Source organism: Pseudarthrobacter sp. C1, assembly GCF_034720455.1.
In the GTDB taxonomy this organism is placed as follows: Bacteria; Actinomycetota; Actinomycetes; order Actinomycetales; family Micrococcaceae; genus Arthrobacter.
Genome location: NZ_JAYESK010000004.1, coordinates 80,120 through 97,749 on the forward strand (window position 1 = coordinate 80,120; position 17,630 = coordinate 97,749).

18 protein-coding genes are annotated in these 17,630 nt (G+C 66.8%); 15 read left to right on the forward strand and 3 right to left on the reverse strand.

Going from position 1 to position 17,630, the window contains the following annotated elements; genetic code table 11:
• Positions 1 to 2: 2 nt before the first annotated feature.
• Together U7114_RS08015 and U7114_RS08020 are read left to right on the forward strand one after the other, a co-directional pair.
• Positions 3 to 884 (forward strand): sugar ABC transporter permease, encoded by an 882-nt coding sequence (locus U7114_RS08015; protein ID WP_323057047.1) that lies wholly within the window; start codon positions 3 to 5, stop codon positions 882 to 884.
• Positions 881 to 1,756, forward strand: coding sequence for a carbohydrate ABC transporter permease (locus U7114_RS08020; RefSeq protein WP_323057048.1), 876 nt, complete (start codon positions 881 to 883; stop codon positions 1,754 to 1,756). The genes U7114_RS08015 and U7114_RS08020 overlap by 4 nt, the downstream gene beginning before the upstream one ends.
• 96 nt (positions 1,757 to 1,852) lie before the next feature.
• Here the strand turns inward: U7114_RS08020 and U7114_RS08025 are convergent, their stop codons facing one another.
• Entirely contained in the window at positions 1,853 to 2,056 is a 204-nt protein-coding gene (locus tag U7114_RS08025; protein ID WP_157241980.1) for a hypothetical protein, read from the reverse strand.
• A gap of 139 nt (positions 2,057 to 2,195) precedes the next feature.
• On the opposite strand from U7114_RS08025, the gene U7114_RS08030 reads away from it, so the two are divergent.
• The 8 genes from U7114_RS08030 (at position 2,196) to metE (ending at position 11,227) form a co-directional block, all read left to right on the forward strand.
• Complete coding sequence (locus tag U7114_RS08030) at positions 2,196 to 3,203, forward strand: MoxR family ATPase (protein ID WP_321213733.1); 1,008 nt, start codon at positions 2,196 to 2,198, stop codon at positions 3,201 to 3,203.
• 6 nt (positions 3,204 to 3,209) lie between these two features.
• Positions 3,210 to 4,112, forward strand: a complete 903-nt coding sequence (locus U7114_RS08035; protein ID WP_323057049.1) for a DUF58 domain-containing protein — start codon at positions 3,210 to 3,212, stop codon at positions 4,110 to 4,112.
• A complete protein-coding gene (locus U7114_RS08040; RefSeq protein WP_323057050.1) occupies positions 4,102 to 4,572 on the forward strand; it encodes a hypothetical protein in 471 nt (156 codons plus the stop codon). Before U7114_RS08035 ends, U7114_RS08040 begins: the two co-directional genes overlap by 11 nt.
• A complete protein-coding gene (locus tag U7114_RS08045) occupies positions 4,563 to 5,594 on the forward strand; it encodes a vWA domain-containing protein (RefSeq protein ID WP_323057051.1) in 1,032 nt (343 codons plus the stop codon). Before U7114_RS08040 ends, U7114_RS08045 begins: the two co-directional genes overlap by 10 nt.
• On the forward strand, positions 5,591 to 6,736 hold the full coding sequence (locus tag U7114_RS08050) for a vWA domain-containing protein (RefSeq protein ID WP_323057052.1): 1,146 nt from the start codon (positions 5,591 to 5,593) through the stop codon (positions 6,734 to 6,736). The genes U7114_RS08045 and U7114_RS08050 overlap by 4 nt, the downstream gene beginning before the upstream one ends.
• The gene (locus U7114_RS08055; protein WP_323057053.1) at positions 6,733 to 7,488 is read left to right on the forward strand and encodes a hypothetical protein; all 756 of its coding nucleotides are present in this window, start codon (positions 6,733 to 6,735) and stop codon (positions 7,486 to 7,488) included. Before U7114_RS08050 ends, U7114_RS08055 begins: the two co-directional genes overlap by 4 nt.
• A gap of 328 nt (positions 7,489 to 7,816) precedes the next feature.
• Positions 7,817 to 8,776 carry a methylenetetrahydrofolate reductase gene (locus U7114_RS08060; protein WP_157241983.1) on the forward strand — a complete coding sequence of 320 codons (960 nt, stop codon included), beginning with the start codon at positions 7,817 to 7,819 and terminating at the stop codon, positions 8,774 to 8,776.
• 111 nt (positions 8,777 to 8,887) lie between these two features.
• Complete coding sequence (gene metE / locus U7114_RS08065) at positions 8,888 to 11,227, forward strand: 5-methyltetrahydropteroyltriglutamate--homocysteine S-methyltransferase (RefSeq protein WP_323057054.1); 2,340 nt, start codon at positions 8,888 to 8,890, stop codon at positions 11,225 to 11,227.
• Positions 11,228 to 11,310: 83 nt separating this feature from the next.
• On the opposite strand, the gene U7114_RS08070 is transcribed toward metE, so the two are convergent.
• The gene (locus U7114_RS08070) at positions 11,311 to 11,817 is read right to left on the reverse strand and encodes a DUF2004 domain-containing protein (protein ID WP_157241985.1); all 507 of its coding nucleotides are present in this window, start codon (positions 11,815 to 11,817) and stop codon (positions 11,311 to 11,313) included.
• A gap of 45 nt (positions 11,818 to 11,862) precedes the next feature.
• Positions 11,863 to 12,780 (reverse strand): LysR family transcriptional regulator, encoded by a 918-nt coding sequence (locus U7114_RS08075; RefSeq protein WP_104998187.1) that lies wholly within the window; start codon positions 12,778 to 12,780, stop codon positions 11,863 to 11,865.
• Between the two features lie 129 nt (positions 12,781 to 12,909).
• On the opposite strand from U7114_RS08075, the gene U7114_RS08080 reads away from it, so the two are divergent.
• From U7114_RS08080 to nrdI, 5 genes are all read left to right on the forward strand, one after another.
• Positions 12,910 to 14,310 (forward strand): NAD(P)/FAD-dependent oxidoreductase, encoded by a 1,401-nt coding sequence (locus U7114_RS08080; RefSeq protein ID WP_323057055.1) that lies wholly within the window; start codon positions 12,910 to 12,912, stop codon positions 14,308 to 14,310.
• On the forward strand, positions 14,307 to 15,038 hold the full coding sequence (locus U7114_RS08085; RefSeq protein ID WP_323057056.1) for a DUF1365 domain-containing protein: 732 nt from the start codon (positions 14,307 to 14,309) through the stop codon (positions 15,036 to 15,038). The genes U7114_RS08080 and U7114_RS08085 overlap by 4 nt, the downstream gene beginning before the upstream one ends.
• Positions 15,035 to 16,459 (forward strand): class I SAM-dependent methyltransferase, encoded by a 1,425-nt coding sequence (locus tag U7114_RS08090; protein WP_323057057.1) that lies wholly within the window; start codon positions 15,035 to 15,037, stop codon positions 16,457 to 16,459. The genes U7114_RS08085 and U7114_RS08090 overlap by 4 nt, the downstream gene beginning before the upstream one ends.
• 383 nt (positions 16,460 to 16,842) lie before the next feature.
• Positions 16,843 to 17,088 carry a glutaredoxin-like protein NrdH gene (nrdH, locus tag U7114_RS08095; protein WP_013601222.1) on the forward strand — a complete coding sequence of 82 codons (246 nt, stop codon included), beginning with the start codon at positions 16,843 to 16,845 and terminating at the stop codon, positions 17,086 to 17,088.
• Between the two features lie 74 nt (positions 17,089 to 17,162).
• A complete protein-coding gene (gene nrdI, locus U7114_RS08100; protein ID WP_321213723.1) occupies positions 17,163 to 17,627 on the forward strand; it encodes a class Ib ribonucleoside-diphosphate reductase assembly flavoprotein NrdI in 465 nt (154 codons plus the stop codon).
• Positions 17,628 to 17,630: the final 3 nt, after the last annotated feature.

Sequence of the window (17,630 nt, forward strand, 5' to 3'; positions counted from 1 at the left end):
CGTTGCAGCTACCCGCCACGGCACGGCAACTGTTTCGGTACCTGCCGGTCCTTCCTGCTGTGCTGCTCCTCCTCGTCTTTCTTGCCGGACCCGTGCTCTGGGCCTTCCACGCGTCCCTCACCAACGCCGGCCTGACCGGGCGCAGCGCCCGCAACCCCTTATGGGTGGGGCTGGACAACTACGGCCGGCTGCTGGCGGACCCGGTGTTCCCGCTCTCGCTTTTCCTCACGGTGGTGTTTGTCGGTGGTTCGGCGGTACTGGGCCAGAACCTGCTGGGGCTCGCCCTGGCGGTGTTGATGCGCCGGGCCCGGCCGGTGGTGTCCACGGTCGTTGGCACCACGGTGGTAGCTGCCTGGGTCCTTCCCGAGATCGTTGCTGCCTTTGCCGCCTATGCCTTTTTCAGCGGCGACGGGACGCTGAACCAGCTCCTGGGGAGCCTGGGGCTTGGCCGGCCGGACTGGCTCTACGCCTTTCCCATGGTGGCAATAACGCTCGCCAACGTGTGGCGGGGAACCGCGTTTTCCATGCTGGTGTACCGTGCGGCCCTGAACGATGTTCCGGCCGAGGTGACAGAGGCGGCCCAGATGGACGGCGCGCACGGCTGGCAGCGGCTCGCCTTCATCACGCTGCCGATGATCCGCGGAAGCATCACCACGAACCTGATGCTGATCACACTGCAGACACTGGCGGTGTTCACGCTGGTGTGGGTGATGACTGCCGGTGGACCGGCCAACGCGAGCACCACGCTTCCTGTCCTGGCCTACCAGGAGGCCTTCAAATTCGGGGACATTGGCTACGGGACAGCGGTGGCCTCGGTGCTTATCCTCATTGGCGCGGTCTTCGGCCTGGTGTACGTCCGGCTGCTCCGGGAACCGAATCCATGAGCGCTCTCGCCAGGACAGCCCGCACGCGTCCGGCCACCACTGGAAGGCGGCAGCGGCGCCGGCCCGGCAGCACTCCGGCCGACGTGGTGCTGCTCCTGATCGGAGCTGGCTTCCTGTTGCCGCTGCTCTGGCTCATCCTGGCGTCCCTCGATGCCGAAGCCGGACATGAACTAAGGATTCCTGCCGAAGCCGGCGCGGACAATTTCGCCGCCGTCCTGACCCCGGAACTGCTGTTCCGGCCACTGTGGAACAGCGTGGTGTTGTCCGGGGGTACGGCCGCCGTGACCCTGGTTGCAGCCGTCCTGGCTGCCTATCCGCTCTCCCGCTACCAGTCCCGGTTCAACCGGCCGTTCATGTACACCGTCCTCTTCGGAACATGCCTGCCCATCACTGCCATCATGGTCCCGGTGTACGGCCTCTTCGTCCAGTTCGAGCTGCTCGACTCGATGCCCGCCACCATCTTCTTCATGGCCACCACCACCCTGCCCATGGCCATCTGGATGACCAAGAACTTCATGGACGGCGTGCCGGCATCGCTGGAGGAAGCCGCCTGGGTGGACGGTGCAACGCGGATGGCTGCGCTCCGAACCATTGTGCTGCCGCTGATGAGGCAGGGGCTGGGCGTGGTGTTCATCTTTGTGTTCATCCAGGCGTGGGGCAACTTCTTTGTGCCGTTCGTGCTGCTCCTGTCCGAGGCACGGCAGCCCGCCGCGGTATCCATCTTCAGTTTCTTCGGACAGCACGGGGCTGTTGCGTACGGCCAGCTGGCCGCGTTCTCCATCCTGTATTCCCTGCCGGTGCTGGTGCTCTACGTCATTGTGGCCAGGGGCGCCGGCGGTTCCTTTGCCTTGTCCGGAGCCGTCAGGGGGTAGCCGGGCAGCGCGGTTTCGCATCACCGCCGGCAACGGCTGCAGCCCGGCACGGACCATGGCGGCCCCTGCCAAGCGACTTTCCCGGCGCAGGAGGAGTCAGTCGATGTCCTCGATGACCACTCCGTACGGCAGGCTTTCGTCCAAGTGCGCCTGGTGGCCTGTGGCTCCGGGATTGTAGATGACCCGGACCCCGTGCAGCTTGTCCGCCGCGGACTGCAGCAGGACAGGCCTGACAGTGCTGATGAACATCTCGCTTTTGTCGGCGAGAAACTCCTTGTAACTGGCTGGAAGCTCGCTCATGTCAAAAGGATAGACCCGGGCGCCCTTGATGGGGAGGGCTCCCCATTGCCGGAAGTGCAGCCCCGTTCTTGGATAGGATGGCGGCGGAGTGCAGCCGGTCCGGCAGCAAAGCCCAGTTCAGCCACCAGGGGGAGTCCGAGTGCTTTCAACCAGCGCGTCCGCAAGAATTGAACCGGCGGAACTGGCCCGGGCGCGGCAGGTTGTGGCGAACATCGCCAGGAGCTTCGAGGCCAAGGTGGTGGGGCAGGCAAGGCTGCGGGAATCACTGCTGGTTGGCCTGCTGACCGGCGGGCACATCCTCCTGGAAAGCGTCCCCGGGCTTGCCAAGACCACCGCCGCGCAGACGGTGGCGGAAGCCGTCAGCGCAGAGTTCCGCCGGATCCAGTGCACCCCGGACCTGCTGCCCAGTGACATCGTGGGGACCCAGATTTACGACGCTGCCAAGGGCACGTTCATCACCCAACTGGGACCGGTGCACGCCAACATTGTCCTCCTGGACGAGATCAACCGTTCCAGCGCGAAAACGCAGAGCGCCATGCTCGAAGCGATGCAGGAACGCCAGACCTCCATCGGCGGCCAGGAATACCGGCTGCCCTCGCCCTTCCTTGTCCTGGCCACCCAGAACCCCATCGAGCAGGAAGGCACGTACCAGTTGCCGGAGGCGCAGATGGACCGGTTTATGCTCAAGGACGTGCTGGACTATCCCTCCCCGGCGGAGGAAGCGGAAATCATCCGGCGCATTGATGCGGGGGTGTACACGCCGGAGCAGGCGCCCCCCGCCGCAGCCTCGCTGGAGGCCGTCACGGCGGTCCAGGAACTCGTCCGGCGCGTCTACGTGGACCCTGCCGTCATCAACTACATCGTGGGGCTGGTCTTCGTCACCCGGAACGCCGGGCAGTACATCGACCCGCGGCTGGCCGGGTTCATCGAGTTCGGTGCCAGCCCCCGGGCCAGCATCGCCTTCAGCCAGGCTGCGCGGGCCGTCGCCCTGCTGAACGGCAGGGATCACGTCATTCCAGAGGACGTCAGAACGCTCGCCCACCGGGTCCTCCGCCACCGCCTGATCCTGAACTTTGACGCTGTGGCGGAAGAGGTACGGGTGGAAACGGTGATTGACGCCGTCGTCGCTGCCGTCCAAACCCCCTAGGCCGGCGTGACCAGCCTCCTGCAGCGGGTGAAGTCCAACATGGCCATCTTCGCGCACCGCAAGGCCCGCGGCATGCTCGACGGCGAATACGGCTCGGTGTTCCGCGGCCGCAGCCTGGACTTCGATGACCTCCGTGCCTACGTTCCCGGCGACGAAGTCCGCGACATCGACTGGAAGGCGTCGGCGCGGCACGGCTCGCCGCTGATCAAACGGTACGTGGCGGTCCGCCGGCAGAGCGTCATCCTGGTCACGGACTCGGGCCGCAACATGGCCGCGGCAGCCTACAGCGGGGAAACCAAGAAGGACATCGCTGTGATGGCGCTGGGGGTCATGGGGTACCTTGCCCACCGGCACGGTGACATGGTGGGACTGGTGTGCGGCGATTCCGGGGGCACAACGTCACTGCCCGCCAAAGGCGGTGAGGCCCATCTGGAACGCCTCCTGCGGCAGGTGCACTCGGCGGCTACCTTGGACGCTGCGCCCAGCAGGATCGAGGACCAGCTCCACCATGTGGCGCGCAAGGTGAAGGGGCGCAACCTGCTGTTCGTCGTTGCCGACGAACTTGCGGCCAGCCCGGCCTTGGGGCAGTTGCTGCGCCGGCTTCGGGCCCAGCACGAGGTCCTCTGGCTCACGGTCCGGGACGCAGGACTGGCCCCTGGGGACCCGCTCCTTCAGCCGGAGCAGGGCCTGCCTGATTCCTACAGCGTCAGCGGTTCCCGCCCCCTTCTTGCGCACCTTGCCCGGGACCCGGCAGTCGCCGCGGCCTATGCCAACGCCGTGGCAGAACGGGACGCCGGGCGCAGGGCCATGCTGCGCCAGGCCGGGATCACGGAAGGCGAAGTGGCCGGAACCGGGGGCGTGATGACGGCCCTGTTCGCCCTCCTGGAAAGGCACCGACGTGCAGGCTGAACCGGAGTTCTACGGACCGCTGGAGTATGCCCCCGTCTGGGGCTGGGCCGGTGCAGGACTGCTGGTGATGGTTGCCGCCTGGTACGCGTTCGTGTTTGCCGCCACCCGCAAGCCACTGGGCGTGCAGGCCCGCCACCGACCTGCACGCCTGACGGAGCTGGCAGGACTCAAGGCGGCGTACCTGCAGAGGATCGATGACGTGGAACGTGACGCCGCCGCCGGAAAGCGGAGCGCCCGGGACTCCCACCAGGAAATCAGCCTCCTGCTGAGGAAATTCATCCGCGACGCCACCGGAGTGGATGCGCCCCGCATGACCCGGAAGGACCTCGCGGAACATCCGCTGCCGGCCGCCGCATCCGCCGTCGGGCAGCTGTATCCGGCCGAGTTCGGTCCCGAGCCCCTTCCCTCCGTCGCTGGCTCCGCGGCCGCGGCACGCAAGGCGGTGCAGGCATGGAACTGATGTGGTGGTGGCTGCTGCCGCTGGCCGCCGTGGCAGCCGGCGCTGCCCTATGGGCTGCCCTGCGGCCGGACAGGAATGCCAACGCACGACGCCGGCCGGTGGCCCATGCGGACCGGCTCACCGTGCTGCCGGAGTACCAGTTAGCCGTGCGGCGGTACCGCCGCTGGCTCGCAGTGGCCGCGCTCGCCTGCGCGTCCCTGCTGGTTTCCACGGCTGTGGCGGCGGCACGGCCCGCCGAGGTGGCCACCATCCGGCCGGAACAGCACAACCGCGACATCATGCTGTGCCTCGACGTTTCGGGCTCCATGAGCAGTGCCGACGCCGCCGTGGTGGACGTCTTCTCGGAACTGGCCGCCGAATTCGACGGCGAACGCATCGGCCTGACCGTTTTTGACAGCACGGCCATCCAGGTTTTTCCGCTGACCGACGACTACGGCTACGCCCGGGAGCAGCTGCAGCTCGCACGGGACGCCTTCAACGGGAAACCCGGCAGTTCCGGATTCCTCGACGGGACGTGGAGCGGCCGGGGCTCCTCCCTGATCGGCGACGGCCTGGCGTCCTGCCTCACCAGCTTCCCCCGCGGGACGGAACAGGCCGGAAACCGGGACACCGACATCAACCGCCCATCCGGCCAACCGGCGCGCTCGCGGTCAGTGGTCCTGGCAACGGACAATTTTCTCTCCGGAGACCCCATCATGACCCTCGGGGAAGCGGCCGCCCTTGCCAGGGACAGGGCTGTGCGCTTGTATGCACTGAACCCGGGTGACCTTGACTACGGCCCAGGCAAGGATCAGCCAGGGGAGCAGTTGCGGGCTGCGGCGGAATCCACGGGCGGTGCCTATTACGCCCTGGACAACCCCGAAGCTGTGCCGGGCGTCGTGCGGGGCGTCGAGGAAACGGAAAAGTCGGCTCTTCAGGGCGCGCCGCGGGCGGTCGTCTCGGACGAGCCGGGACTGCCGCTCACCGCGGCCCTCCTCTCCGGGCTGGTCCTCGCCGTCGCCGGCTGGCGGTTGCGGCCATGACCCTGCAACCGATCCTTCCCTGGTGGCTGCTGCTTCCCGTCATGGTGGCGGCCCTCGGGTTCCTGGGATGGCGGCTTTACCGGGGAGCGGGGACTGCTGTGCGGACGGCTGCGGAGCGAAGTGCGGAAGCCAACGTCCGCGCCTGGATGCCCCGAAGCGCACTGGTACTGCTCCTCCTCGGCGCGGCGCTGCGGCCCGGACTGCCGGGCGGCACGGCCCAGGCAGCCACCGCCGACCTCAACGTGTTTTTTGTGGTGGACACCACCACCAGCATGGTCGCGGAGGACTACGGCAACGCCGGACCCAGGATGGAGGGAGTGCGGCAGGACATCGCGGCCATCGCCGAGGAACTGCCCGGCGCCCGCTTTTCCGTCATCACCTTCGACACCAAAGCCCATGTCCGGATGCCGCTGACCACCGATACCCTGGCGCTGGAAACCATCATCTCTGTGCTGGAGCCGCAGGTCACGGCCTATGCCAAAGGAAGCACCATCACCGCAGCCCGGAAGGTGCTGGCCGAACGCCTCACCGCAGCCCGGCAGAGCCACCCTGAGCGGCCCCGGCTCGTCTACTACCTTGGCGATGGCGAGCACACCAGCCCGAAGGAACCGGAAGCCCTGGACCTGGCGGATGGCCTGGTGGCCGGGGGAGCAGTGCTGGGCTACGGCACACCAGGCGGCGGAAGGATGCGCGAAAACACCGGGCGGGAAAGCGCCGGGCAGGAGCACCACGGAGGTTCCACGGAAGGCGAGGACGCCCCCTATGTCCAGGACAGCACCGCCGGTGCCGGCAGGGAGGCGCAGCCTCGGGATGCACTGTCCAGGATTGATGAGCCCCGGCTGCGGGAGCTCGCAGGGCAGCTGGGCGTTCCCTATGTCCACCGGTCGTCCGGCGACCCCGTTGCGCCGATGATGCAGGATGCCCGCCCTGCGGTGCCCGAATCCGGGGGCACGCTCGAACGCCCGGGCAGTGACGGATCCCTGGCGGGGCGGACCGAGCTGTACTGGATCCTCGCGGCCGGTGCCTTCGTGCTGGGGTTGGCGGAGGCCATCGTGATTATTCGCCGGCTCCGTGAAGTGCGGGCCCTTGTCCCGGCCTCGGCCGGCCGGCGATCCCAGGATGGAAAGGCGGAGGACGGGTGACGTCCCTCGAGCGCAACGCGGGCAGCCGGCCGGCACGGCGCCGCCGCCTCCTCGCGTGGTCCGCCTTGCCGGTGGTCCTGGCCGTGTGCATCGCCGTCAAACTGCTCAGCCTTGGATTGTTGGGAGGCCGGGCAGCGGACGCCTTCGACGCCGCCGACGCGGCATCCGTCCGGGCCGCCGCGGACGCCCTGCAGCCGGCAAACCTCATCGAACCCCACAAGGCGCCCTTCGCCGCCGGGGGTGCCGATGTCCTTGACGGCAATTTCGCCGCGGCGCGCCTCCGCTTCGAGGAAGCGCTGGACCTTGTTCCCCCGGCCCGGTCCGAGTCGGCCGAAGCCTGCGTCATCAGGGTGAACCTGGTCCTGGCCATCGAGCGCCTCGGCGACGAAAAACTGCAGGCAGGTGAACCCGCGCCGGCGGCCGGCCTGTTCAGGGAGGCACTCGCAGCCGCGGAAGCAGCACCGGACGGATGCTTTTCCGAGGGACAGCCCGGCGGGACGGGGGACCGGCTGGCGGGAGCCGACGCACGCCTGCAGGAAAAACTCTCGGCCGCCGGCAACAAGCCGGCGCCGGACGCAGGACCGACGGAGGACGCACCCGGTGAGGACGGCCAGGGTTCGCCGCTGCAGAGCCAGCTCCAGCAGTTGGAGGACAGCGCCCGGCAGGGCCAGCGCGAACGCAACAGCGGCCGCGAACGGGAGGAATACCTGAATGACACTGAATATGCGCCCGGCCCGGAGCGCCCCTGGTAGCGCCGGGCGCAACGAACAAAATTCCGTAAAGATCCAAAAGAGGGCGTAAAACTGAGTCTTAATTCGGAGGCCAACTTGAATACGTGCCCGGCCGCTCATAGAGTCTTATACAAGTTACCCCGGTAACGTGTCAGCGATCCTCCGTGTGGAGGGTGTGGGTGCCCCCATGTGGGCCTGACATTTGCTCACGGACAACTTCATTTCAGGGCGTACCAGCCGCGGCTGCGTCCTCGTGGAGTCCTTCCGTGTTCCCCAAACTCAATTCATTGCCGGCCCGCCGTCGCATTTGCCGACAGCAGCCGTCAATGGCCCAAAGCCAAGGACGCAAATGTCGCCACCAAGCCTTATTGAAACGCACCCGAATCTTTCCGACGCCGCTCCGGTGGCGCTTTCCTACGAGCTGTTCCCGCCACGTTCGCCGGCAGCCGCGGAAACGCTCTGGACCACCATCAGGGAACTGGAAACCACCGCACCGGACTACGTTTCCGTCACCTACGGTGCCAGCGGCTCCAACCGGGATACCGCAGTCGAGCTCATCAACCGCCTCCTCCTGGAAACCACGCTCCGGCCCCTGGCCCACCTGACCTGCGTGGGCAACACGCCCCAGGAACTTGCGGGAATCATCGGCGAACTGCTGGATACCGGCGTGCGCGGCATCCTTGCCCTCCGCGGCGACCTGCCCAGGGACGGCGGCGAACCGGCCGAAGGGTCGCTGCGCTATGCGCAGGACCTGATCGAACTGATCCGCCGGGTTGAACAGCGCCGGTCCGCCCTGCTCTGCGCCGGGAAGATCGCCGTCGGCGTCGCTGCCTACCCCACCCGGCACCCGGAGTCACCGAGCGAAGCGCACGACGTCGAGGTGCTGCTCGCCAAGCAGCGGTCCGGCGCGGACTTCGCCATCACGCAGGTCTTCTTCCACACGGAGCAGTATGCCGACCTCCTGACGAGGGCACGCCGGGCCGGGGTCACCATCCCGATCATCCCCGGTGTCATGCCGCTCACCAGCCTCCGGCGCCTGAAGCGGCTCGGCGAGCTGACAGGCGTGGAGCCGGCTCCCGAACTGCTGGAACGCATGGCCGCGGCGGACAGCGACGCGGAACGCATGCGGATTGGCGTCAGCGCCACCGTGGATCTTGCCAACGCAGCCCTGGAAGCCGGAGCGCCGGGCATCCACCTCTACACCTTCAACGAACACCAAAGCGCCCTGGACGTGCTGGACAAGCTGGCCCTCCCGCGGCGCACCCGCTCCAGCCGCCGCGAAGCCGTGGCCGGCCAGCTCGCCAGCTGAGCCCGCCAAAGCCCAACGTCTTTTAGCTGAACGCTTTTTAGCTGAACACCCTTCAGCTGTGCGCCCTCCAACGGGCCTTCCGCACACATTCCAACTCCCCAGGAGATTCCCATGACTGACATCAACAACGCCACCACGCCCTTTCCCGCCGCTTCCCTGCTGGGATACCCCCGCATCGGCCGCCGCCGCGAACTCAAGAAAGCCGTCGAGGCCTACTGGGCCGGCAAGATCGACGCCGCCGCCCTGGACACCGCCGCCAAGGACATCCAGCTGTCCATCGCCAGGCGCCTGCAGGAACTCGGCCTCACGGAAGCCGCAGCCGTACCGGGCACCTTCTCCTACTACGACCAGGTCCTGGACACCACTGCCCACCTCGGCGCCGTGCCTGCCCGCTTCGGCAAGCTGCTCAACGCCGAGGGACAGCTGGACATCGACGGCTACTTCACCCTTGCCCGCGGCAACAAGGAACAGCAGCCGCTGGAAATGACCAAGTGGTTCGACACCAACTACCACTACCTGGTGCCGGAAATCGGGCCGGAGACCGGGTTCAGCCTGGCCACCACCGCGAAGGTTGACGAGTTCGCCTTCGCCCTGGCCAACGGCATCGAAACCCGCCCGTACATCGTTGGCCCGGTCACGTACCTGCTGCTGTCCAAGGCTTCCGACGGCGCCCCGGCCGGTTTCGCGCCGCTGTCCCGCCTCGAGGACATCCTGCCCGTCTACGTCCAGCTGCTTGAGAAGCTCGCCGCCGCCGGCGCCAGCTGGGTCCAGCTGGACGAACCCGCACTCGTCGTTGACCAGGACACCCCGGCCGTCGAAATCGAAGCAGCCGTGGCCCGCGCCTACGAGGTCCTCACCGCTGCAGCGAACCGCCCGCAGATCCTCGTCTCCACCCCGTACGGTTCGCTCGACGGCCAGCTCGGCACCCTCGCAGCCACCAACATCGACGCCCTGCACATTGACGTCTTCAAGGGCGCCGTTCCTTCCGCCGCGGCACTCGCCGGGCTGGGCAGCAAGACCCTGGTTGCCGGCGTCGTTGACGGCCACAACATCTGGCGCAACGACCTCGCCGCTTCGGCTGCCAAGCTGGACGCCCTGAAGGCAGCTGCAGGCAAGGTCACCGTCTCCACCTCCACTTCCACGCAGCACGTGCCGCATGACGTTGCCGAGGAGACGCAGCTCTCCGAACAGCTGCGCAGCTGGCTGGCGTTCTCCGACCAGAAGGCGGTTGAGGTCAGGACCCTCGCGTCATACCTGGCCGACCCCGCTTCCGCGAAGGCCGCCATTGACGAGGCAACAGCAGTGATTGCTTCCCGCGCCACCGCCGCAGGGGTCCGCCGCACGGACGTCCGTGCCCGCACCGAGGCGCTCACCGCCGCTGACTTCAGCCGCTCGGAGTACCCGGTCCGCGAGGCCGCCCAGGAACAGGCGCTGCACCTGCCGCCGCTGCCCACCACCACCATCGGCTCCTTCCCGCAGACCTCGGAGATCCGTTCGGCCCGTGCCCGCAACAACAAGGGCGACCTCACCAACGAGCAGTACGAACAGCTCATGAAGGATGAGATCAAACGCGTCGTTGAACTCCAGGAAGAGCTGGGCTACGACGTCCTGGTGCACGGCGAGCCCGAGCGCAACGACATGGTGCAGTACTTCGCCGAGAACCTTGAGGGCTTCGACGTCACGGTCCACGGCTGGGTCCAGTCCTACGGCTCCCGCTGCACCCGGCCGTCCATCCTCTGGGGCGACGTCACCCGCAGCGCCCCCATCACGGTGGAGTGGGCCAAGTACGCACAGTCCCTGACCAGTAAGCCGATGAAGGGCATGCTCACCGGCCCGGTCACGATCCTCGCCTGGTCCTTCGTCCGCGACGACCAGCCGCTGCGCGAAACCGCCAACCAGGTTGGCCTGGCCCTGCGCGACGAAATCGCCGACCTCGAAGCTGCCGGCATCAAGGTCATCCAGGTGGACGAGCCCGCGCTGCGCGAGCTCCTGCCGCTGCGCAAGGCTGACCACGAGGACTACCTGAAGTGGTCCGTGGATTCCTTCCGCCTGGCAACGGCCGGTGCAGCCGACGCCACCCAGATCCACACCCACCTCTGCTACTCGGAGTTCGGCGTGATCATCGACGCGATCGACGGCCTCGACGCGGACGTGACCTCCATCGAGGCAGCCCGCTCACGCATGGAGGTTGTCCACGACCTCGAGTCCCACGGCTTCGGCCGCGGCGTTGGCCCGGGCGTCTATGACATCCACTCGCCGCGCGTGCCGGGTGAGGGTGAAGTCACCGAACTGCTGGCCACCGCCGTCAAGCACGTTCCGTCCCGCCAGCTCTGGGTCAACCCGGACTGCGGCCTGAAGACCCGGGGCTACGCCGAGACCGAAGAGTCCCTGCGCAACCTGGTCAAGGCAACCCAGGCAGTCCGCGCCGGCTTGCTGGAGTCAGCGAAGTAAGTACATAAAGAACGACGTCGGCTGGTCACTTCAGGTGACCTGCCGACGTCGTTCTTTTGTTTGATGGTCGAGCCCGTCGAAACCTAGGACTCCCACACAATTTCGTCGTCCACCACGCCGTCTTCGTCGGCGGAGGCCACCAGCACCTCGTCGGTGAAATGCTCACCCAGGGTGAAGTCCAGGACGAAGTAGCGTTCGGGCTGTCCGGGGTAGATGCCCACGTGGCCGAGTTTCAGGGCCTTCAGGAACACCTCGTTGGTGAGCTGGCTGCGGTCTGATATCCCGAAGACCTTCTGCAGGTGCTCATCCTTGAGGGCGTTGCAGTGGAAGTGCAGGTACTCCTGCGGGCTGGTGCCTTCCTGCTCCAGTTCTTCCGCGATCATGTCCCGGACCTCGTCCACGAGCTCGGGCAGGAACCGCAGGCGGTAGTCCACCTTGTGCAGCGCGGCCTCGTCGAAGTGGTCGTGGGCGGTCACGTTCAGGTCGAGTTCCAGCGGGTGGCCGCGCAGTTCATGCTTCGCGGCGATCAAGTGATCCCTGCCGTGGTTGAGCTCAATCTCTCCAAAGTGCCGGCTCGCTACCTTGCTCATAGTTTCAACATAGACCCGAACAGCGGTGCATTCCAGCGTTCGGGCCTAATTCACCGCGGTGCGCATCCCGGCGAGCGTCTCGGCCAGGAGGTCGACGAACAGCTGGACCCGGGCGGTCTTCCGCTCATTGATCAGGAGCGCAAAGACGTTCCGGGCCAGCCGGATTTCGGGAACGTCCAGCACCACCACGCCCGCCGGCTTGTTCCGCAGCGCGAGTTCCGGCACCAAAGCCGCGCCCAGCCCCGCGGCGGCCATCTCCAGGCTCGCGTGGAAATCGTCACTGTGCGCCACCACCCGCGGATGCAGGTTGCAGCCGGCGAACAGTCGCTCAATCACCATGGCGTCGCTGGTGCCCGGGTGGTGCATGATCCACGGCATCTCGGAGAGATGGTCAGCCGCCACCTTGGCATCGGAGCGGAAGCCCCATCCGGCGGGCAGCACCACCCGGAAGTCGTCGTCGCCGATCCATTGCCGGTTGATGGTGTTCGGCCACGCAAAACCGGTCTGGCCAACCTGAAAGACCACGGCGAGGTCCAGGTCACCGCCGGTGCGCAGCCCCTGGATGGTCTGCCCGGGTTCAGCCACGGACACCTTCAGGTCGATGCCCAGGTTCTTCCACGACGGGTTCTTCAGGATCCGTGGCAGGACATAGGTGGCCAGGCTGGGAAAGATCCCCAGCCTTAGTTCCTGGCTGGCTGAATCCTGCGTCCTGGAAGCAGCGGCCATCAGGGCTTCAATGTCCGTGAGGACCTTGGCAGCGTGGCGGGTCATGACGACGGCGGCTTCCGTGGGCACCACGCGGCGCGCCGAGCGCTGGAACAGGACGACGCCGGTGTCGCGTTCCAGGGCGGACATCTGCTGGGAGACGGCCGAGGCCGTGTAGCCCAGGGTTGCCGCTGCGGCTGCGAATGAACCGAGCCGGGTGACCTCCAGGAGGGTCTTCAGGTGTACCGGGTTTACCACCCGCCCACAGTACTCCGCCGCGGCCGCCGAAAAAACTGCCGCCCATCCCACCCATCCGCGGGGCACCTGGTGCCGAATTGCCCTCTGCATACCCAGCCCAGCGGCAAATGTTCAGCAGAGGAGCATACATTGTCACCTAACCCAGCAGTAAGCGGAGGCGGGCGACGGCGGGTGGCCGTCATTGGCAGCGGCGTGGCCGGCCTGACTGCCGCCTACGTCCTCAACCGGCAGGACGACGTCACGCTGTTCGAAGCGGATTCCCGGCTGGGAGGGCACGCGGACACGCATGACCTGCCGCAGCCGGACGGGTCCTCCCTGGGCGTCGATACCGGCTTCATCGTGCACAATGAACGGACGTACCCCACTCTGCTGCGGCTGTTCGCCGAACTGGGGGTAGAGACGCAGGATTCTGAAATGAGCATGTCCATCCGGTGCGACGGCTGCGGCCTGGAGTACGCCGGGGCCCGCGGGGGCGGACGCGGCATCATCGCCCGCCCCTCCAGCCTCCTGCGGGGCCGTTACCTGCTGATGCTCCTCGAGGTCACCCGCTTCTACCGGAAGGCCCGGGCCCTCCTGGAGACCACACCCGTTTCCGCGGTCAACCCGGAACTGGCCGCACCTGAGCAGACCCTTGGCGAGTTCCTGGAACGCGAAAACTTCAGCTCCTACTTCATCTCGCACTTCATGACCCCGGTGGTCAGCGCCGTGTGGTCCTGCGACCCCACCACCGCGCTGGCGTACCCCGCCCGCTACCTCTTCACGTTCCTGGGCCACCACGGCATGCTGGGCGTCAAAGGGTCGCCGCAGTGGCGGACGGTCAGCGGCGGCTCGGCCAGGTACGTCGAGAAGCTCGCCGCCACGCTGGCGGATGTCCGGCTCAACACGCCGGTGACCGCCGTCCGGCGCCACGAGCTTGGCGTCGAGCTGGTGACGGAACATGGCGTGGAGGATTTCGAGGCGGTTGTCATCGCCACCCATCCTGCGCAGGCCCTCGGGTTCCTGGCCGATGCCACGCCTGCCGAAAAGGAAGCGCTGGGCGGGATGCCGTACTCCGTAAACCACACTGTCTTCCATCGGGACCCGGCCGTCCTGCCCGCCTCGGACAATGCCAAGGCCTCCTGGAACTACCGCCTGCCGTCCTGCGAAGCCCGGCCGGACAAGGTCCTGGTGAGCTACGACCTGACCCGGCTGCAGCGGCTCAGCCCGGCTGACGGCATGCCCTACCTGGTGAGCCTGGGGGAGTCGGAGCTGATTGCGGATGACCGGGTCCTCAAGCGGATGGTGTACGAGCACCCGCAGTACACCCCCGAGTCGCTGCAGGCCCAGCAGGCAATCGCGGGCCTCAGTGACAACCGCATCGCGTACGCCGGTGCCTACCTCGGCTGGGGCTTCCATGAGGACGGCGCGCTTTCCGGCGTGCGGGCCGCCGAGGCGCTGGGCCGTTCCTGGCCCGTTGCCCAGGCTGCCGATCTGCCCGGCTCCCGCGACGGCGGGGAACGGGAGCTGCTGTCCGCGGCGGAACCCGCATGACCACTGCCCCAGCCCTCTACCGCACGTCCATCTCGCACGTGCGGCGCACACCGCTGAAGAACGCGTTCACGTACCGCAACTACAGCTGGTTCGTGGATGTGGACGAGCTCCCGCGGCTACCGTTCCTGCTCCGGCCGCTGGCCGTGTTCAAGGCCGGTGACCATCTCGGGGATCCGCATGCCAGCATCCGCAGCAACGTGGAGCGCTACCTGCGCACCCAGGGCATAGAGCCCGACGGCGGCGCTATCCACATGCTGACCAGCGCCAGGGTTTTCGGTTACGTTTTCAACCCCCTGACGCTGTTCTGGTGCTATCGCACCAGCGGTGAGCTCGAGTGCGTGGTGGCCGAGGTCCACAACACGTACGGGGAGCGCCACTGCTACCTGCTCCGGACGGATGCGGCCGGCCGGGCTTCGGTGCCCAAGGCGTTCTATGTCTCACCCTTCAACGACGTAAGCGGGCAGTACCGGATGAAGCTGCCTGCGCCGGGGGAGCGGCTGGCGGTGTCCATCGTGCTGGAGCGCGAGGGCCACCGGCCCTTCGTGGCCAGCATGGACGGCATCCGCCGGCCCGCTACCCTCCGGAACATCCTTGCGGCCGCCCTTGCGGTGCCGGCCGCGCCGCTGCTGGTTTCCGCACTCATCAGGGTGCAGGGCATTACACTCTGGGCAAGACGCCTGCCCGTCGTCGCCCGGCCACACCACCCCTCACAGGAGGCAGTTCAATGACAATGACGGACGACAACCAAGCAACTGCGGCCTATGTCGGAGGCAAGGCAGCAGGCACAGCCGCCGATAGGGCTGGGCTCATGGCAGCAGGCGACGCTGCCGGCAAGGCCCCCGCGCACTCTCCCGCAGCCTGGACCGCGGCCGGCGTGCCGGCGTCGCCCGCCACCATCGATCCGGACCTGTGGCCGGAAGTGGCCCAGCCGCCGTCGGGCGCCAAGGCTGCCGTGGCCGGCAAAGCCGCCGGCCTGCTGTTCAAGGGAGCCGTGAAGCGGCTGCCGCTGCGGGTGGAGTACCCCGACGGCACTGTGCTCGGCACCGGCGGTCCGGACGCTCCGGTCATGACTATGATGCGGCCGGAGGCGTTCGAAGCCAGGATCGGCGACAACGGCCTGATCGGGCTGGGCGAGTCGTTTATGGCCGGAGACTGGGAAGCCAGCGACCTGGCGGGCGTCCTTGAGGTGTTCGCGGCGTCGGTGGACACGCTCATCCCCACTCCTTTGCAGAAGCTGCGCTCGCTGTACCTGCCGCGCACGCCCCGCCAGGAACGGAACGCCGAGCAGAATACGCGCAGCAACATCTCGCGGCACTACGACCTGTCCAACGACCTGTTCTCCAACTTCCTGGACACCACCATGAGCTACTCGGCGGCACTGTTTCCGTCCGACGCCGGGCCGCTCGCCTCGGTTGGCTGGGAGGCGCTGGCCGAAGCCCAGCAGGCAAAGATCGACAGGCTGCTGGACAAGGCCGGCGTCGGAGCCGGGACCAGGCTCCTGGAAATCGGCACCGGCTGGGGTGAATTGGCGCTTCGGGCAGCAGCCCGTGGCGCCACCGTCTACTCCGTGACCCTGTCCAGCGAACAGCAGGCGCTGGCGCAGGAGCGGATCGCGGCGGCCGGCTACGCGGACAGTGTGACCGTGGCCCTCCAGGACTACCGTGCGGTGGAGGGCGAGTACGACGCCGTCGTGTCCGTAGAGATGATCGAGGCGGTGGGCTACGAGTACTGGCCCATCTACTTCCAGACCATCGACCGGGTGCTGGCCCCCGGCGGCAAAGTGGCCATCCAGGCGATCACCATGCCGCACGGCCGCATGCTCGCAACCCGCAACGCGTACACGTGGGTGCACAAGTACATCTTCCCGGGCGGGTTCCTGCCGTCCGTCCGCGCCATCGAGGGCGTGACGCAGCAGCACACCTCGCTGCGCGTGCGGGAGCGGATGGGCATGGGGGACCACTACGCCGCCACCCTGCGGTTGTGGGAGGAACGGTTCCTGGAGCGGTCCCGCGAGGTGGGGGAGCTGGGCTTCGATGCCGTGTTCCAGCGGATGTGGCTGTTCTACCTCTGCTACTCGCGGGCCGGATTCCAGTCCGGCTACCTGGACGTGCAGCAAATCGTGCTGGACCGCCGGGAGGCGCTGCTCTAGCGCTTCATAGATAAGGCGGCGGCCGTCGTCGTGCGTTTCATCACCAGGAGGGGTTCCGAAGGTCACTTCGGGGCCCCTTTCCTGTGCCCCGGACCCCTCCTGCACCCCCTCGGCAGGGGCCGCGACACGCCGTCTTTCCAGCGACACGCTGGGCGTTAAATGTGGCTAAGTACTCCACAGGGTGTGGATTCAGTCCACGAATTTGGCGGGATTCCGGACATTTTGAGGGACCTTGCCTGTGGATTAACGGTGCATTAAATGACATACTTGTAATACATCATCTTGGGGTTCCGAAGAGGCGTCTGCACTAGATGTAGTATCTAGATACAGCTTGGGCGGGAACACCGGACGAGCAAGTTTTTCCAGAAAAGGGGACAGGAATCATGACCGTAACGGTTTACACCAAGCCTGCTTGTGTTCAGTGCAACGCCACCTACCGGGCTCTCGACAAAAAGGGCATCACGTACCAGAGCGTTGACATCTCCCAGGACGCCGAAGCCCTCGAGCGACTGAAGGCACTGGGCTACATGCAGGCACCCGTTGTGGTCACGGACCAGGACCACTGGTCGGGTTTCCGCCCGGACAAGATCGAGGAACTGGCCCTCTCCGCCGTTTCCTCCGTGGCTTAAGGCCTTTCCCTGCCGACAAACAACAACCAGCCGAGGTGACTCTTACGGCAGCACCAGCAGTCCAGGATTTCCACGTGGCTCAGCGCGTGGCATCTTCAGGGCCGGTCCCGGCGGTTGTTACGGAGAACCAGCTTATCTATTTCTCCTCGGCGTCCGAGAACACCAGCCGCTTTGTCTCCAAGCTTGGCCGCGACGCGGCCCGGATTCCGCTCCTGGCCAAGGACGCACCCCTGCTCGCCACCCGGCCGTTCGTGCTGGTGGTGCCCACCTACGGCGGCACCGGGGGAGAAGGTTCCGTTCCCAAGCAGGTCATCCGGTTCCTGAACAACCCGCAGAACAGGCAACTGCTGCGCGGGGTCATCGGTGCCGGCAACACAAACTTCGGGGATAACTACTGCATGGCGGGGGACATCATCGCCGCCAAATGCCAGGTACCCCACCTCTATAGATTCGAACTTATGGGAACGCCGGAAGACGTCACCCGGGTCAACCAAGGATTGGATACGTTTTGGACACGACTGTCGCAGACACAGAAGTAACCA

What these genes read in the sequence shown, in the direction of transcription:
- U7114_RS08020 (WP_323057048.1), top strand. Translation starts at nt 881, where the DNA reads ATGAGCGCTCTCGCCAGGACAGCCCGCACGCGTCCGGCCACCACTGGA.
- U7114_RS08025 (WP_157241980.1), bottom strand. Translation starts at nt 2,056, where the DNA reads ATGAGCGAGCTTCCAGCCAGTTACAAGGAGTTTCTCGCCGACAAAAGC.
- U7114_RS08045 (WP_323057051.1), top strand. Translation starts at nt 4,563, where the DNA reads ATGGAACTGATGTGGTGGTGGCTGCTGCCGCTGGCCGCCGTGGCAGCC.
- U7114_RS08050 (WP_323057052.1), top strand. Translation starts at nt 5,591, where the DNA reads ATGACCCTGCAACCGATCCTTCCCTGGTGGCTGCTGCTTCCCGTCATG.
- U7114_RS08060 (WP_157241983.1), top strand. Translation starts at nt 7,817, where the DNA reads ATGTCGCCACCAAGCCTTATTGAAACGCACCCGAATCTTTCCGACGCC.
- metE (WP_323057054.1), top strand. Translation starts at nt 8,888, where the DNA reads ATGACTGACATCAACAACGCCACCACGCCCTTTCCCGCCGCTTCCCTG.
- U7114_RS08070 (WP_157241985.1), bottom strand. Translation starts at nt 11,817, where the DNA reads ATGAGCAAGGTAGCGAGCCGGCACTTTGGAGAGATTGAGCTCAACCAC.
- U7114_RS08085 (WP_323057056.1), top strand. Translation starts at nt 14,307, where the DNA reads ATGACCACTGCCCCAGCCCTCTACCGCACGTCCATCTCGCACGTGCGG.
- U7114_RS08090 (WP_323057057.1), top strand. Translation starts at nt 15,035, where the DNA reads ATGACAATGACGGACGACAACCAAGCAACTGCGGCCTATGTCGGAGGC.
- nrdH (WP_013601222.1), top strand. Translation starts at nt 16,843, where the DNA reads ATGACCGTAACGGTTTACACCAAGCCTGCTTGTGTTCAGTGCAACGCC.